Genomic DNA, 15,873 nt, shown 5'->3' with positions numbered 1-15,873 from the left:
AGGCTCGACAAAGACCATGAAAAGACCACTAAAAGCGCAGAAGCATGGGTACTATGGCAGAATTGTCAGCTCATTCTTAACCGGATTGACTAAAAATCAGAACGTTACAAATTTAAACATGCTCTTAGCCGCCCAGCAGGTGTTGTATAAAAGTAACCGGGACTATCGAATATACTATATTTAGCTATAATGATGTAGTTCTTCTGCCTAGATATCCGTTAGCCATTCTTTCTTTTGCAAGTTTCGCTACAAAAGCTATCTTACAAGATAGAAAAGCGACTATATGTATGGCTGCCGTAAAAACCTCCTCTAAGAAAAACATACTGTTCAATGCCTCTGTCATTGTGGCGGCACTCGGTTACTTTGTAGACATCTACGACCTGGTGCTTTTCAGCATTGTCCGTATCCCGAGCCTGCGGGATTTAGGTGTCACAAGCCAGGAGGCGCTGCTGGAGGATGGTGTGATGCTGCTGAACATGCAGATGCTGGGCATGCTGATTGGCGGTGTGGCCTGGGGCGTATTAGGTGATAAGCGGGGACGGTTGTCGGTGCTGTTCGGCTCTATCTTTCTCTATTCAATAGCAAACATCCTCAATGGCTTTGTAACTTCTATTCCCATGTATGCTGTGCTCCGTTTTGTGGCGGGCTTGGGGCTGGCGGGAGAACTGGGAGCTGGTATTACCCTGGTGAGTGAAGTGCTGCCAAAAGAGAAGCGCGGCTACGGCACTATGATTGTGGCTACCATTGGCATATCCGGGGCTATTCTGGCTGGTTTTGTAGGAGAATACTTTGGCTGGCGCACCGCTTATTTTATTGGCGGCGGTTTAGGCTTACTGCTTCTTTTCCTGCGTATTGGCGTGTATGAGTCCGGTATGTTTGAGAATGTGAAAAGCGCTGCCCATGTTACACGTGGAAACTTCCTCAGCCTGTTCTCTAATGCAAAGCGTTTCTGGAAGTATCTGAAGTGCATCCTGGTCGGCGTGCCTATCTGGTATGTGGTAGGAATCCTCATCACTTTCTCACCCGAATTTGGTATAGCGATGGGCATAGAGCAAACAGTTTCGGCAGCCCGTGCGGTTTCTTCCTGCTACCTCGGCCTTGTAGTCGGAGACTTTTTGAGCGGCTATTTAAGCCAGCGCTTTAAGAGCAGGCGTATCATCGTGCTTGTCTTTTTAATTCTTACGGCTGGTCTTGTAACGCTTTACCTGCTCAGTAGCGGCTTATCGTTAAATCAATTTTATGTATTATGTGTAGCGCTGGGCGTTGCGAGCGGCTATTGGGCGGTGTTTGTTACTATTGCAGCAGAGCAGTTTGGCACTAACATCAGGGCTACCGTTACCACCACAGTGCCTAATTTTGTACGAGGTGCAGTAGTGCCTCTCTCCTTGTCTTTCGAAGCATTCAAAGATGGTTGGGGACTCATACCAACAGCGATGGTATTGGGAGCAATAACCCTTGTTATTGCAGTGGCTTCTATTCTGACACTGGAGGAAACATACGCCAAAGACCTGGATTACCTGGAGCCAGTAACGTAGCTATGCAGCTATAACGATGTTTTTGTGAGGGTGTGAGTTGATAGATAATCTGAAATCAACGATTTATTGCTGTTGCCATAGATAAGCAGGGCTTAGAAGCAACTAAATTTCTATAGGATAAGTAATATATCAGATATAAGGAATCTGATATATGATAATGGCCTATGCTTAAGATTTCCGCCTCCGAAAAATCTGATTTAGCTTTGATTGCAGCTTTATGCTTTCTGCTGATCCTGTACCTGGCTTATACTACATACATTGAGAAAAGAGTGCCAGAGCCACAAGATATAACAGAGACTGTAGTGGAAGGAGAAAGCTCCGGTATAACACAGCTTTGAACGATGCTGTTGATTATACTTTCTTGCCGCCTAACCTAAAGCGCGGATAGCAAATTACGCCAGAATAACCACCTGTATCGGGGTAAATTGTGTAATTTTGTATATGATCTTGTATAACATAACAGTAAATATAGAAAACGGCGTAGCCGAGGAGTGGCTGCAATGGATGAAAGAAGTGCATATACCTGAGGTGATGAGCAAAGGATATTTCCTGAACAACCAGGTTGCCCGGCTGATAAACGAAATAGATAACGGCGGTACCACATACGCCGTGCAGTACTACTGCCGCAGCATGCAAGACCTGGAGGAATACCAGCGAGACCATGCCCCGGCTCTTGAGAGCAAACACATGAAACGTTATGAAGGTAAGTTTGTGGTATTTAGCTCTATGCTGGAGGTGATAGACACGGATGTAGAGCGTGCTCAGCAATAAACGACAACAGGTTTAACCATAAGAAAAGCCGTGGTGCAGTTTATGCTGTGCCACGGCTTTTTGTTTCTCCCGGAGGTATGGGGGTTAGTCCTTGAAGTTCTGAATCTGCTCTTCCGTCAGGGTGCAATTGATCCATTCGGCATCCAGGTCGGCACCTATGCTCTTATAGAAAGCAATGGCAGGCTCGTTCCACTCCAGCACCTGCCATCTGAAGCGTTTAGCCCCTAATTCCTTGGCTTCCTGTGCCACCGCTTTAAATAGCTTTCTGCCTATACCCGCACGCCGCAGTTTCTCCGTTACCACCAGGTCCTCTAAATAAATAGTTCTTCCTTTCCAGGTAGAGTAAGCAATATAGTATAAGGCAATGCCAACGATTCCCTCTGCCGCCTCCGCTACAAAAATCTTATAAATTGGGTTTTCGCCAAATCCATCCCGCTCCAGGTCTTCCAGCGTGTTGGTCACCTCCAGTGGCGCGCGTTCAAACTCGGCCAGCTCCATAATCAGGGCATGCACCTGTGGCAAATCGTCGATGTTGCCTTTTCTTATTTCTATTTCCATTTTGATTGTTCGTTGTTATTTGTTGATTGTTAGTAGTGATGTGGCTAAACCGTTAATCTGCAGCCCAACTTTTTTACTTTCTAACGCTCTAAATTTCTAACTTTTTAACTCCAAACCGACCTTGCCTGCACCAGTTCTTTTCCTGTTTCCTGGCTGCTGAGTTTGTGCAGGTACACGCTTTCTTCGTCGGCTGGTGCTACGGCTGAGATAACGGTATCTCCTAAAATACTTTCTGCCCGAAATATAATATCCATTTCCCGTAGCTGCTTTTGCTCCAGCAGCTCGGTTGGCAGCGTGTCCAGGGCCCATTGCAAGTACCTGGTGTTTGTTACGTGGCGGTTCAGATCAATATCGTGCCAGCGAACAGGTATCTGCTCCTCATACGTAGCCTCCTGCATTTGCGGCAGCTTCCCTTTTGCAAAGGGCAAGGGTTCTTCAGTCGGTACCACCTCCAGCGCAGTTATAAATTCAGGCAGAGTTACCAATTTGCGCTTCACCATGTCCATGACCAGCCATACGCTTGTCGCCTGCCCCAGCAGTTCCTGGTCTGCACTGTAAATCCGAAAATCGCGGTGCATAAAAATCCGCTCGCGCCCGGAGGCCCATGTCTGTACGGTTATTTTCTCGCTGTGCTTCGGGTAGCGGAACATTTCTACGCGCAGGCGCTGCAATATCCAAGTCATGTCATGCTTCAGCAGGTCGTACATGGAGATGCCGAGAGTAACGGTGTTGTCCCAAGCAGCTTCGTGCATGTAGCTGATCAGGGCCGGCAGTGTGGCCTGTCCCCGGTAATCTATTTCATGTGAGCGGATGGCAAATTCGCTGGAGCCTCCTGTTGCTTTCATAGTGTATGGTTTGTGGCCCGCTAAGTTACACAAGAATAGCCGCGGCGGCCACTTCTGCTCCTCTTAAAAAGCAGTGGCACACCTGTTGCCGGGTGTGCCACTGAAGATAATACCGTTACTGTTTGCTATGATTATGATGCACTCAGGCTATCAATCTAACACTAACATGCTAATAGTGCCAACTACTAGAAATATCAAAGTAAATATTCCCAGAAACCTGAAGAATATTTTCAAGTTTACCAAAGAAGCTGTTATTAACTCCTGATTAGAACTGTTAAGGGCTACTTCCATTTTGTTTGAAAACCGGAATAGGTACAGTGCCGGAAAAAAGAAGACCAACTTATACAGCAACTTAACCATTACCAATGTAGCATCTTTCTCGCCAAAGCCATTCCAGATACCTTCATAACCTGCAATCAATAGTACAAGTCCTAGCATCACAAAAGCCACAACAGCTAATAGTTTGCCCCACTTGGCGATAGTGTGTAGAAGGTGCCGTGAAGTAAGGTCTATGATAAGTTCCTGCTGCGGCTGGTTAAAGTTATTGTCAGTTGCTTTCATGGGGTTAGGTTTTAGAGTAAAAATATAGATATCAATCTATACTTCCTATCATGGTATATACTCCTATAGGAAAGACACTATAAAAAAAGCCGCGCTCCTGAAACAGGAAACGCGGCTATAGTATCAAGACAGCTTGTACTTATTTACTGGTTTTGGTTCTGATATGGATTAATGCCCATGTTCTCATAAATAAAAGCATAGGTGTCAGCATACTCTTGAATAACCAGTGAAGTCGGCTTGCCGGCACCGTGGCCTGCACGCACATCCACCCTAATCAGGTAGGGATTGCCTGGAGCACCTTTGTCCTGTAGTTCAGAAATGAATTTGAAGGAGTGCGCCGGCACTACACGGTCGTCATGGTCGGCGGTTTTCACCAGTGTAGCCGGGTATTTTACACCTTCTTTGATGTTGTGCAGCGGTGAGAAGCCATACAGGTTCCTGAACTGAGCAGCATCGTCTGATGAACCATACTCCGGTACCCACGCCCAACCAATGGTAAACTTATGGAAGCGCAGCATGTCCATCACACCCACGGCAGGTATCGCCACTTTGGCCAAATCCGGGCGCTGTGTCATCAAGGCACCCACCAGCAAACCGCCGTTAGAGCCACCGGCAACTGCCAGTCTTTCAGAAGAAGTGTAGCCCTGGGCAATCAGGTATTCCGCAGCACCTATAAAATCATCGAACACGTTTTGCTTGTTCGGCGTCATGCCTGCCTTATGCCAGTCATCGCCGTATTCGCCGCCGCCACGCAGGTTCGGCACGGCATATACGCCGCCGTTCTCCAGCCACAGCATGTTGGCAATGCTAAAGCTTGGTGTAAGCGAGATGTTGAAGCCGCCGTAGGCGTAAAGGTAGGTCGGGTTCTGGCCGTTCAGTTCCAGCCCCTTCTTGTGCACGATGAACATGGGCACTTTGGTGCCGTCTTTAGAAGTGTAGAACACTTGCTTTGTTTCGTAAGCATCGGTGTTCATGTTCACTTCCGTCTTGCGAAAGAGCGATACCTTGTTAGCCGGCACATCGTAGCGGTAAATGGTCGGCGGAGAGGTGAAGGAGGTAAAGGTGAAGAATACTTCCGTATCCTCTTTTTCGCCGTTGAAGCCGCCTACAGAGCCAATGCCCGGTAACTCTACATCGTTTATCTTTTTGCCGTTGTTATCAAAAACCACTACCTGGCTGGTAGCGTCTTTCATATAGGTCACAATAATGCGGCCTCCCACCGTGGAGACACCTGTAATTACGTTCTCGTTTTCAGGCACCACCGTTTTCCAGTGCTGCTCCTGTGGTTTCTTCGGGTCGATGAGGACGAGGCGGTAGCGCGGTGCGTTCTTGTTCGTCATCACCAGCAGCTTATCGCCCATATTATCCACCACATTGTACTCTGACTCGAAGTTCTCCACTATCGGCTTAATAGTTGATTTCGGGTCCTGCAGGTCTTTATAATAAAGTGCGTTGGCACCACTGGCTCCCTCTGACACATTCAAAATCAGGAAGCGCTCATCATCGGTGGTCTGGCCGTAGAAGTTGCGAAGAGCATGCTGCTTGTCTTCATACACCAGTTGGTCCTGGCTCTGTGGCGTGCCTACTTTATGGTAGTACACTTTGTGGTACTCGTTCTTGTTAGCCAGTTTATTACCTTCTGTTGGGGCATCGTAGCGGCTGTAGAAGAAACCGTCTTTATACCAGCTTGGGCCGGAGAACTTCACCCAATCCAGTTGGTCGTCCAGTTTCTTGCCGGTGGCGGCCTCCATTATGTGGTAGGTGTTCCAGTCGGAGCCGCCGCTGGAGGTGCCGTAGGCTATATAACGGCCATCTTCTGAAAAAGCAAACGCCGTAAGGGCCACCGTTCCGTCTTCAGAAAGCTTGTTTGGGTCGAAGAACACTTTCGGCTCCGCCTCTAGCGTTTCCTGCACATACAACACGCTTTGGTTCTGCAGGCCGTCGTTCTTATAGAAGTAGTACTTGCCGTTTTCTTTAAAAGGAGCACCATACTTCGGATAATTCCAGATTTCGGTCAGGCGCGACTTTATCTTATCACGGAAGTCAATATTACTCAGGTACTCCTGCGTTACCTCATTCTGCTCCTCTATCCACTCATCTACCTCCTCGTTATGCGTCTCCAGCCAGCGGTAAGGGTCTGCCACTGGTGTACCGAAGTAATCGTCGATGTGGTCAATCTTTTTTGTTTCAGGATAATCTAAATCTGTCTCAGCCGAAGCATTGGAAGCAGCGGCTGTTGTGGTGTTTTCTGTCGTCATGCCAGTAGCGGTTGTATCGGTTTGTGTTGACTTACATGCCGACACGGCCGTGAAGCCGCCGGCAAGCAACAATACTGTTGTTTTCTTCATAAGGGCTACGCCTGTTAATTTGTTTAAGGTATTGTGAAACAGAATCGGCAATATACGCATTTTAGTCAAAGCCTCTGTTGCAGCACATCCTGCAACTTTTGTTCCGAACTTCAATTCGTTCCTGCAAATCAGGCGTTTAGACACAGAAAATTTCTGTTCTCAAGCTTGTACGAGCAATGCTTTTAGTAATTACTTTTGCCGGCCTTTCTTGCTCAGGAAGTAGCCAAAACTCACGATATCAAGTATAATACTTACATAACAAGGCATCAAAGTATATGATTGAAGAGCTGGAAAACGAAAAATTGCTTCAGAAATTTGAGCAGATAGCTGACAGACTATCAGAAAAAGGCTATGCCATTGTCGATAATTTTTTGGAGGCGCAGGAGGTGCGGAACCTGTTGGATGTGCTGGCGCACCACCAGGAACAGGGCACATTTAAGAAAGCGGGCATCGGTGCCTCCAGTCAACTTCAGGTGGATAAAGAAGTGCGCGGCGACTATATCCGCTGGATTGAGCCACAGAACGCCCTGCCCCCGACACAGGTTTTCCTGGACCGCATGGATGAGGTGATGCGCTACATTAACCGCACCTGCTACCTTGGCCTGAAAGACTATGAATTTCACTTCACAGTATACCCGCCAGGCACTGTTTATCAGCGCCACATCGACCAGTTCAAGACGAACGATCACCGCAAGCTGTCTTTTATCTGTTACCTGAATGAGGACTGGCTGCCGGAGCATGGTGGTAACCTGCGGCTATACCTGCCAAAGGAGAATGGGGAAGAGGAAGAAGTCGACATCCTACCGATTGCCGGCCGCCTGGCCTGTTTCCGCGCCGACCTGATTCCGCACGAAGTTTTAGTTGCCACCCGCCACCGCTACAGCCTCACGGGCTGGATGCTGGACCAGCTAAAGGAGCTGACGTTTTTGTAGGAAAACTGACAAAGGAAGAAAGACAAAGGACAAAAGATTTATTGATGGTCTTTTTGTCCTTTGTCCAAAATCACTGTCCAAAATTAATCTCTGTGCTGTCTCCGATGTTGAGGCTATGGCTGAAGCCTTTAAAGGAAGCGTCGCTGCCGATAATGGAATCCTGCATCACGGCAAAGCGCAGCTCGGAAAAGGAACCGATGATGGAGTTGCTCAGAATGCAGTTTTCAATGGTGGCGTTATCGCCGATGGCCACATTGGGCCCGATAATAGAATTGTAGATGGCGCAGTCGCTGCCAATGCTGACAGGCGGAATAATAATGCAGCCGGGAAAATGCTCGTTCAGTTTTTGATCCCGGTGCTTCTGGCGGTTCAGTAAAGTAGCGTTCGCCTCCAGAAGCGTTTCCTTGCGGCCACAGTCAAACCAGTGGTCCACGCTCCAGGTCACCATTTTCTCGCCCTTCTTCACCATGTGCATCAGTGCGTCTGTGAGTTGGTATTCCTCCTGTGTGCGGATGTCTTCGGTAATAATGTACTCCAGCGAATCTACCAGCTTTTGCGGCTGCACAATCTTGTAAAGACCTACCAAGGCGAAGTTAGATTTCGGGATTTTAGGTTTCTCTACCAGTTTCGTGATAAACTCATCCGTGCCCACCTCTGTTACACCGAAAAGGGATGGTTTGGCCACTTTCTTCACCCCTAAAACGGAATAGGGTGCTTTGATAATGGCCTGCAGGTCTACGTCCACAATGGCATCGCCTAACATAATCAGCACGCTTTCTTCCTGCGCATAAGTGTGGCGGGCAACCCAAAGGGCATGGCCTAAGCCTTCCCGCGGTTCCTGCACTACAAATTCAACGTTTATCTGCGGATACTTGTGGCGCACATAATGCTCTACTTTCTCTCCTAAATAGCCAATCACGAAAACAAAGTCCCGAATGTCCGCCTCCAGCAGTTTCTCAATAATATGGCCCAGAATAGTGTTATCCGCCACAGGCACCAGCGATTTTGGCTGAGTATGCGTGTGTGGCCTTAGCCTTGTACCTACGCCTGCTACCGGAATAATTGCTTTCATATATGTTACGTTTCCTGCAATATATTAAAATATACCTGTCATTTCAACGGCAGCAGTGGCATCAGGTTCAGGGAATTTATAAGAAGAAGGAAGGCCTCAGGCGTATTTTGGAGCAGGTATAGGCAGAAAGCAGTGCCACTATTACTTACTCACCGCGCCTTTTTACTCCTGCTGATCGAAACGCTGCCAAAGCTAAAGTACAGATACTATCCGTTGCGCTGCTATAGGCTATTTTATTTATGTTTTACTGTCCTGCTTAACACAGCTTTCGTAAATTCGTACTCATATCGCCAACTACGGCTATTCAAAACGTATATAAAAGTTTATCAACACCTATTATGAAAAAACTGTTTTTTTACCTGATTGGATTTGTAATACTGGCTTCTCAATCCTCTTGTGGCTATAACACGCTGGTGGAAAAGGATGAGACGGTAGAGGCGCAATGGGCGAACGTGCAGAACTCTTACCAGCGCCGCGCAGACCTTGTGCCGAACCTTGTGAATACAGTAAAAGGCGCCGCTGATTTCGAAAGAGGTACCCTGACAGATGTGATAGAAGCCCGTGCTAAGGCAACTAGTGTAAATATCAGCCCGGATAACCTGACGCCGGAGAATATTGAGCGCTTTCAGCAGGCGCAAGGAGAACTGAGCGGAGCCCTCAGCAGGCTGTTGGTATCTGTGGAACGCTACCCGGAACTGCGGGCTAACCAGAACTTCCTGGAACTGCAGGCACAGCTGGAGGGTACCGAGAACCGCATATCGGTGGAGCGTCGCAAGTTTAATGAGGCCGTGCAGGATTACAACACCACTGTCAGGTCTTTCCCGAGCAACCTGATGGCAGGCATGTTTGGCTTTGAGAGAAAAGGGCATTTCGAGGCAGACCCCGGCGCTCAGCAAGCCCCTACTGTTCAGTTTTAAATTTTTGGTTGCTGGTTGTTGATTGTTTGAATGAACACAACAATTAGCAACCAGTTATCAACAATCAATCTTATGCCAAGAGACACGATATCCCCAGCGGACGAGGAAAAGATAAAGGCTGCCATAAAAGAGGCCGAGAGCAATACTTCAGGCGAGATACGGGTGCATGTGGAGAGCAACTGCGAAGGCGATGTGCTGGATCGTGCCACAGAAGTTTTTGCTGACTTGCACATGCACCTTACAGAGCAGCGAAACGGAGTGCTATTTTATGTAGCCCTCGAAGACCACCAGTTTGCGGTATTAGGCGACGCCGGCATCAATGCTATCGTACCAGACCATTTCTGGGAAGATATCACGGCTGAGGTCATCAAAAATTTTAAACAGAAAAAGTATGCGGGAGGCCTGGCGAAAGGAATTCTGATGGCAGGCCAGCAACTGAAAGCGCACTTCCCTTACGACACCAAGGGCGACATCAACGAACTGAGCGATGATATCTCGTTCGGAGACTAACAAATCTTATGAAGCACATTTTATTTCTTTTCCTCTGTTTTCTGTGTCTGACAGCTTTTGCACAAGACAGTGATTTCCCTTCAAGACCTAGTCCGCCGCGCCTTGTAAATGATATGGCTGATATGCTCAGTGCCGAAGAAGAGCAGGCACTGGAGCAGAAACTGGTGAACTACAGCGACACAACCTCCACGCAAATCACTGTCGTGACCCTTACATCGATTGGGGGGTATGATGCAAACCAGTATGCTGCCGAGTTAGGCGAGCGCTGGGGGGTAGGCACCGGCGAAAACGACAATGGCCTGGTAATTTTAGTAGCTAAAGAGGAGCGCAAGGTAGCGATACAGACGGGTTATGGAATGGAAGAGTATGTGCCCGATGCCCTTGCCAAGCGAATTACAGAACGAACATTGAAGCCTAATTTTCAGCAGGGGGCTTATTATAAAGGATTGGATGAAGCCACCAGCCTCATCATCGGTCTTGCCAGCGGTGCTTTTCAGGGAGACCCTACGGCTAACCGTGGAGGTGAGGAGGAAGGCGGTCCATCCATCATGTTCATTATTATCATTGTAATCCTGGTTGTATTTATAATTTCCCGGAGAGGAGGCGGAGGCCGTGGAGGCAGAAAATACTCCCGTACCTTTGGAGGCCCTGTTATCGTACCCGGCGGCTTCGGCACCTTCCGTTCCGGCGGCGGCATGTTTGGCGGCGGAGGAGGTGGCGGAGGCTTTGGTGGCTTCGGCGGTGGATCATTTGGCGGCGGTGGAGCCAGCAGTAGCTGGTAACCTGAAGCAGAGAAACAAAGCCAGGTAGGAAGTTTTTAAAAGAGGTGAAAGCAGAAAAACTGCTTTCACCTCTTTTGCATTAAAGTCTCTGTCATTTCTGTTGCCGCTGTATTTTTGGAAGGGTTCGGATGTTATGGTGTTCTTATTCTGCACTGTTTTAATATGCAAATAGCTGAATATAAACAAATTGACATTTAATTTAAAGGCCAATTGATAGGGTTTTTAAATATTTTTCTTCTTTTTTGCTGTTATAGGAACTTAGTAGCCTTGAGGCTTCTTTAGAAGCAGAAGATTATAAGTATGAAGTTATTCAGGGATAGCACCAAAACAAAGGTGATAGTAGGATTTGGGCTGGCTTTGGGCATTGTGCTTGCTGCCATTTACCTTACCTATACCAGTTTTACAAAATTACTCAATTCCGTGGATGTGCTCTCCAGGCCAAACGACAAGTTAGCGGAGATGCAGTATACCCTCGCTACTATCTCCACAGCGGAGGGTTCTATCAGGGCTTATACCTTAACAACCAAAGAAGAGCACCTTAAGGCTTACCTGAGCCACCTCGACACAATCCAGAACCAGATAAACTCCCTGCACTTTCTGATGCAGCATAACCCGCAGGATCTGGCGCAGGTAGATTCTATTGCCTCTCTGCTAAAGGCAAAGCAAGAGAGTCTGGAGCGTTACGTAACCCTGAAAAAGGAACAGCAAAGCCACGACTACTCGGTTAAAGCAATGCGCCAGATAGCTTCTACCGTAGAAGAGCAACCGCTGGCCACTACCATTAAGCAACATACCACCACTACTATCTCTGACAGAATCTCCAGCATACCGGAAGATACCCTTTCCGTGCAGCAAGAGGAAGAGGAGCCTAAAGAGGAGAAGCGCGGTTTCCTGAATAAGATATTTTCCAAGAAAGAAAAAGAAGAGTCAAAGCCAACGCCGCCCCCGCCGCCAAAGGTAATTGTGCCGCAGCTAAATGTTACCCAGGAAATAAAGATTGACACCAACGCCACGGCCACACCGGTAGCGCCCCTGGCCAAAGTGCGCCGCATTCTGCACAACGTACAGCGGGAGTCGGATCAGAAAAAAGAACTGCTGCTGGCGAAAGAACTGGCGCTGCTGCAACAAGACAAGTACATCATGGACCAGGTGCGCAATATGATGTATAAGATGGAGTATAACGAGCAGCAGCGGATGCTTCAGAACTCGTTGCAGGCCAGGGCGGTAGCTACAGAAACCTCTATGGTGCTGTTGCTGATAGGTATTTTTGGTCTGTTTGCTGGTTTTGCTTTTATCATATTCATTCTCCGCGACATCACGCGCAGCAACAATTATAAAACGAAGCTGATACAGGCACAGAAAGAAGCGGTGCAACTTGCCCGTGCCAAAGAGGCTTTTGTAGCGAACATGAGCCATGAGATGCGTACGCCGCTTAATGTAATCCTAGGCTTTTCGCAGCAACTGCGCCACACGCCACTGCTGCCGCAGCAGGAGGAGCACCTGCAGGCTGTGAATGGAGCCGGTGAGCATCTGCTGCACATTGTCAACGATGTACTTGACCTGTCAAAAATCGAAGCAGGAAAACTGCACATCAACCGGACAGCCTTTAGCCTGAAGCAGCTGCTAAAAGAGGTAGAGCAGGCATTCGCTCTGAAAGCCTCTACCAAAAGAGTGCATTTTCTTTTCCGTACCGATGAAACCATACCTGATACGCTTCAGGGAGATGCACTGCACCTGAAGCAGGTCTTGTTTAACCTGGTGGATAATGCCATCAAGTTTACTCACCAGGGGCAGGTGCTCGTGAGTGTCAGGCTTAAGAGTATACGCCGTACCCGTGTGGTATTAAGTATAGCGGTGGCTGATACAGGAATAGGCATACAGGAGGAGCGGATACAGCATGTGTTCGGGGAGTTTAACCAGGCCGACAGTTCCATCCTTCGCAAGTACGGTGGTACTGGTCTTGGCCTTTCCATCAGCAGAAAGCTGGTGGAGATGCTGGGCGGCACTCTCGCTGTGCATAGTACAAGTGGCAAAGGCACAACCTTTACTTTTGTGCTGCCCCTACAGGTGAGCAACGCTGTTTTACCGGTGGCTCCTGCCAGCGTTGCAGCGCAGCCGACCACTTTCCAGGGGCTCAGCGCCCTTGTGATTGATGATGACGCCTATAGCCGTAAGTTGTGTGAACTTATACTTAGTCGATGGGGCTTTCAGGTGCACCTGGCAAACGATGGGCAGGAGGCAATGGAGCAAGTGCAACAGCATAAATTTGATGTGGTGCTGACGGATATACAACTGCCGGGTATGAGCGGTAAAACAGTAGCTCGTAACATCCGCAGACATGATAAGGCAGTGCCTATTTTAGCCCTTACCGCTAATATCCTGAGCAACGATGATGACTTCTTTAAAAACACTGCTATAACAGACCATCTTCTGAAGCCTTTTTCAGAGCAGGAGCTGCATCAGAAGCTGACAAAAGCTCTGCCAGCGCTGCCTGTAGCTCCGGAGTCGGTGCTTGCGGAGGATATTGTGTCGCAGCAGCCTGTCGGAAAGTTGTATGATCTGAGTGAAATGCGCCTCTTCACCGGACCTGACAATGAAACCCTGATTGCTGTACTGGAGGTGCTACTGGCAGATCAGCGGCAGAACCTGGAGGAGTTAGACAACGCTGCCGCACAAGAAGAGTGGGAAAAGGCGGCCAATGTGGCGCACAAGATGCTGACGGCTTTCAAACACTTAAAAGCACATACCGTAACACCAGACCTGCTAAAGATGGAGCAGGTATTACACACTGGCAGAAAAGACAGCGATAACCTGCAGGAAACTGTGGCGAAGGTAAAGGAAAACACATCTCAGGTGCTAGAAACACTGCAGCAGGAGGTGCAAAGCCTTGAGGTTGCTATGCTGCAGCCTGTACCCTAGTTCAGCTTAGGCGTCTATGTTATATAGCTTCAGCTTGTTATAAAGTGTTTTGCGGTCGATGTTCAGTAAGCGTGCGGCTTTAGACTTATTGTACTTAACCCGATCCAGCATCTGCAGGATCATTTCCTTTTCGTTGCGCTCATTTATAATCTTTAAGTCTGTATCAGCAGCACTTATAAAGACAGTTGTAGGAGTGCTGCTCTCATTGCTTTGGGCTAGTGGCGCTGCTGCAGGAGAATAGCTTACAATTTCAGCGGGTAGCTCCTGCAAGCTAATCACCTCTCCCTTCGCCAACAGCACGCCTCGTTTCACCACATTCTTCAATTCGCGCAGGTTGCCGGGCCAGTTGTATGCTTCAAAAGCTTCTGCTGTTGCTGTATCAAGGCCTGCCACGCTTCTCTCCATTTCCTGGTTAGCCTGCTGTATAAAGTAGTTCGCAAACAGGAGCACGTCGCCGTCCCGGTCGCGCAGGGGAGGTACATTAATCTTAAACTCGTTTAGGCGATGGTACAGGTCTTCTCTGAACTGCCCGTTTGCCACGGATTGCTGCAGGTCCTCGTTTGTAGCCGCCAGCACCCGCACATCCACATCCAGGTCTGTCGTGCTGCCGATTTTGCGTACTTTCCGTTCCTGAAGGGCGCGCAGCAATTTTACCTGTATTTCGTAAGGCAGGTTTCCGATCTCATCAAGAAAAATGGTGCCGCCTTCGGCTGCTTCAAACTGGCCCTGCGTGTCTTTCATGGCTCCTGTAAAGGCTCCCTTCAAATAGCCGAATAGCTCACTCCCTGCTAACTCTTTAGAAAGTGCCCCACAATCTATGGCTACAAAAGGCATATGCTGCCGCTTGCTACGCTCATGAATCATGCGGGCCACGTATTCTTTGCCCGTACCGCTCTCGCCTTCTATAATCACAGAAAGGTAAGTAGGAGCAACCAGGGTGATAAACTCCTCGATCTGGGCTGCTTCAGGGCTTTTGCCCTTTACAAAATGGGTGCTGCCTGCCACTGTAGCAGGCGCTGTTGCATCTTTAGGCTCCGCCTTCTTATGCAAAGCATTCTGTATCACCAGCAGAGTTTCGTCTGGGTTGATTGGCTTAGTGATATATTCAAAGGCCCCCATCTTGATGGCTCTGACAGCCGTACGGATGTCAGCATAATGGGTCATCAGGATAACAGGAACGTTTTCGGCAAGTATCTTTATCTGAGGCAGCAGCTCCAGTCCATCTTTATCAGGTAGTCTGAAGTCTGTTAGCACTAAGTTGAATGATGCTAACCGAAGCAAGCGAAGTCCATCGTTGGCCGTGAAAGCAGTTTCTATTTCATACTGCTGCCTCTTCAGGAAAGCCTTTAGCATAAGGCAAAAAGCCGGGTCATCATCAATTATTAATATTTTTGGCATAAATAGTTACAACAATATGCAGTTATTAATCTTGTGCTGCAATTTGGCACTTAAGTAACGACAAAGGTACGTAGATTGTTCTATCCATGCTTTTACTTATTGTTGTCTGATGTTACAACAAATATTCGCTACTGTGTCTGCTGCGTTTTAAACCAATAATCATAGTTTGTGAAATGTTATTGCATTTTGTAAAAAAAGGAAAGCCTCTGCACTAGCAGAGGCTTTCACTTAGGCAAAGCTGAACTTATAACTTTCACATTTACCTTAAAGATATACAGCTTCTTTGGTTAAGTATAGTTTGTGCTGTTTGTTATTCTTGGCTGGCTACTGTTTTGCCTTCTGCGTCGAAGCGGGCAAAGGCGCGCTTCTGCTCAGCGTTCGTAAATAAAACTTCATAGGTGGGCTTGGCCGCTGCATCCTGTGCCACTGGCGTTACCTTATATATCTCTCTCACCTGCCACTCTTTCAGAACATCGCTTTTCAGTGCTAGCTTCACGCCGTCAGGTAGCTGCTCTGTTGTAATAACTTGCTTGCCTGTTACCGGCTGCTCTATCGCCTGCGTCTGCTCTGTCGCCTGTGGCTGCTGTGTAGAAGGGGCTTCAGTAGACTGTGCCTTGGCTTCTAAAGAAAATACTCGGATTGCTGCAAATGCAATCGCGAATACGGTTGCTTTTTTCATTTAATTCTATTTTAGTATGAGGGTGCTGCTATGCTGATTTTCTCTT

The 15,873-nt window shown here is 48.0% G+C and carries 14 protein-coding genes; 7 read left to right on the top strand and 7 right to left on the bottom strand.

The features are described 5' to 3' along the window. The first annotated feature begins 287 nt into the window (after positions 1-287). Both E1919_RS24640 and E1919_RS24635 read left to right on the top strand, forming a co-directional pair. Complete coding sequence (locus E1919_RS24640; RefSeq protein WP_162056079.1) at positions 288-1,535, top strand: MFS transporter; 1,248 nt, start codon at positions 288-290, stop codon at positions 1,533-1,535. Between the two features lie 441 nt (positions 1,536-1,976). Further along, complete coding sequence (locus E1919_RS24635; RefSeq protein WP_162056078.1) at positions 1,977-2,306, top strand: DUF4286 family protein; 330 nt, start codon at positions 1,977-1,979, stop codon at positions 2,304-2,306. Between the two features lie 84 nt (positions 2,307-2,390). On the opposite strand, the gene E1919_RS24630 is transcribed toward E1919_RS24635, so the two are convergent. The 4 genes from E1919_RS24630 to E1919_RS24615 form a co-directional block, all read right to left on the bottom strand. Continuing rightward, a complete protein-coding gene (locus E1919_RS24630) occupies positions 2,391-2,864 on the bottom strand; it encodes a GNAT family N-acetyltransferase (RefSeq protein WP_162056077.1) in 474 nt (157 codons plus the stop codon). A gap of 104 nt (positions 2,865-2,968) precedes the next feature. Continuing rightward, positions 2,969-3,709: an acyl-[acyl-carrier-protein] thioesterase gene (locus E1919_RS24625; RefSeq protein ID WP_162056076.1), complete on the bottom strand. Its 741-nt coding sequence runs from the start codon at positions 3,707-3,709 to the stop codon at positions 2,969-2,971. A 150-nt stretch (positions 3,710-3,859) separates the two neighbouring features. Next, positions 3,860-4,270, bottom strand: coding sequence for a hypothetical protein (locus E1919_RS24620; protein WP_162056075.1), 411 nt, complete (start codon positions 4,268-4,270; stop codon positions 3,860-3,862). Positions 4,271-4,413: 143 nt separating this feature from the next. Further along, on the bottom strand, positions 4,414-6,618 hold the full coding sequence (locus E1919_RS24615) for a prolyl oligopeptidase family serine peptidase (protein ID WP_162056074.1): 2,205 nt from the start codon (positions 6,616-6,618) through the stop codon (positions 4,414-4,416). 275 nt (positions 6,619-6,893) lie between these two features. On the opposite strand from E1919_RS24615, the gene E1919_RS24610 reads away from it, so the two are divergent. Next, positions 6,894-7,550: a 2OG-Fe(II) oxygenase gene (locus E1919_RS24610; protein WP_162056073.1), complete on the top strand. Its 657-nt coding sequence runs from the start codon at positions 6,894-6,896 to the stop codon at positions 7,548-7,550. Positions 7,551-7,620: 70 nt separating this feature from the next. On the opposite strand, the gene E1919_RS24605 is transcribed toward E1919_RS24610, so the two are convergent. After that, entirely contained in the window at positions 7,621-8,622 is a 1,002-nt protein-coding gene (locus tag E1919_RS24605) for a sugar phosphate nucleotidyltransferase (RefSeq protein ID WP_162056072.1), read from the bottom strand. A 338-nt stretch (positions 8,623-8,960) separates the two neighbouring features. Between E1919_RS24605 and E1919_RS24600 the strand changes: the two genes are divergently transcribed. The 4 genes from E1919_RS24600 to E1919_RS24585 all read left to right on the top strand — a co-directional run bounded on the left by E1919_RS24600 (position 8,961) and on the right by E1919_RS24585 (position 13,750). Beyond that, positions 8,961-9,539 carry a LemA family protein gene (locus tag E1919_RS24600; RefSeq protein ID WP_162056071.1) on the top strand — a complete coding sequence of 193 codons (579 nt, stop codon included), beginning with the start codon at positions 8,961-8,963 and terminating at the stop codon, positions 9,537-9,539. 72 nt (positions 9,540-9,611) lie between these two features. Further along, positions 9,612-10,049, top strand: coding sequence for a TPM domain-containing protein (locus tag E1919_RS24595; RefSeq protein WP_162056070.1), 438 nt, complete (start codon positions 9,612-9,614; stop codon positions 10,047-10,049). A gap of 113 nt (positions 10,050-10,162) precedes the next feature. Then, positions 10,163-10,831, top strand: a complete 669-nt coding sequence (locus E1919_RS24590; RefSeq protein WP_237144842.1) for a TPM domain-containing protein — start codon at positions 10,163-10,165, stop codon at positions 10,829-10,831. 300 nt (positions 10,832-11,131) lie between these two features. Further along, on the top strand, positions 11,132-13,750 hold the full coding sequence (locus E1919_RS24585; protein WP_162056068.1) for an ATP-binding protein: 2,619 nt from the start codon (positions 11,132-11,134) through the stop codon (positions 13,748-13,750). A 6-nt stretch (positions 13,751-13,756) separates the two neighbouring features. Here E1919_RS24585 and E1919_RS24580 read toward each other — a convergent pair whose 3' ends face one another. Together E1919_RS24580 and E1919_RS24575 are read right to left on the bottom strand one after the other, a co-directional pair. Continuing rightward, positions 13,757-15,148 carry a sigma-54-dependent transcriptional regulator gene (locus E1919_RS24580; RefSeq protein WP_162056067.1) on the bottom strand — a complete coding sequence of 464 codons (1,392 nt, stop codon included), beginning with the start codon at positions 15,146-15,148 and terminating at the stop codon, positions 13,757-13,759. A gap of 310 nt (positions 15,149-15,458) precedes the next feature. Next, positions 15,459-15,827, bottom strand: a complete 369-nt coding sequence (locus tag E1919_RS24575) for a hypothetical protein (protein WP_162056066.1) — start codon at positions 15,825-15,827, stop codon at positions 15,459-15,461. Positions 15,828-15,873: the final 46 nt, after the last annotated feature.

Origin of the sequence: Pontibacter pamirensis, assembly GCF_010015475.1 — a bacterium.
Taxonomy (GTDB): Bacteria; Bacteroidota; Bacteroidia; order Cytophagales; family Hymenobacteraceae; genus Pontibacter; species Pontibacter pamirensis.
The sequence above is the reverse complement of the archived record's forward strand: the minus strand, read 5'-3'. Positions and strand labels throughout refer to the sequence as shown.

Coding starts and splice junctions, on each gene's coding strand:
- E1919_RS24615 (WP_162056074.1), bottom strand. CDS start 6,618: ATGAAGAAAACAACAGTATTGTTGCTTGCCGGCGGCTTCACGGCCGTG.
- E1919_RS24625 (WP_162056076.1), bottom strand. CDS start 3,709: ATGAAAGCAACAGGAGGCTCCAGCGAATTTGCCATCCGCTCACATGAA.
- E1919_RS24635 (WP_162056078.1), top strand. CDS start 1,977: ATGATCTTGTATAACATAACAGTAAATATAGAAAACGGCGTAGCCGAG.
- E1919_RS24600 (WP_162056071.1), top strand. CDS start 8,961: ATGAAAAAACTGTTTTTTTACCTGATTGGATTTGTAATACTGGCTTCT.
- E1919_RS24580 (WP_162056067.1), bottom strand. CDS start 15,148: ATGCCAAAAATATTAATAATTGATGATGACCCGGCTTTTTGCCTTATG.
- E1919_RS24605 (WP_162056072.1), bottom strand. CDS start 8,622: ATGAAAGCAATTATTCCGGTAGCAGGCGTAGGTACAAGGCTAAGGCCA.
- E1919_RS24585 (WP_162056068.1), top strand. CDS start 11,132: ATGAAGTTATTCAGGGATAGCACCAAAACAAAGGTGATAGTAGGATTT.
- E1919_RS24595 (WP_162056070.1), top strand. CDS start 9,612: ATGCCAAGAGACACGATATCCCCAGCGGACGAGGAAAAGATAAAGGCT.
- E1919_RS24590 (WP_237144842.1), top strand. CDS start 10,163: ATGGCTGATATGCTCAGTGCCGAAGAAGAGCAGGCACTGGAGCAGAAA.
- E1919_RS24640 (WP_162056079.1), top strand. CDS start 288: ATGGCTGCCGTAAAAACCTCCTCTAAGAAAAACATACTGTTCAATGCC.
- E1919_RS24575 (WP_162056066.1), bottom strand. CDS start 15,827: ATGAAAAAAGCAACCGTATTCGCGATTGCATTTGCAGCAATCCGAGTA.
- E1919_RS24620 (WP_162056075.1), bottom strand. CDS start 4,270: ATGAAAGCAACTGACAATAACTTTAACCAGCCGCAGCAGGAACTTATC.
- E1919_RS24630 (WP_162056077.1), bottom strand. CDS start 2,864: ATGGAAATAGAAATAAGAAAAGGCAACATCGACGATTTGCCACAGGTG.
- E1919_RS24610 (WP_162056073.1), top strand. CDS start 6,894: ATGATTGAAGAGCTGGAAAACGAAAAATTGCTTCAGAAATTTGAGCAG.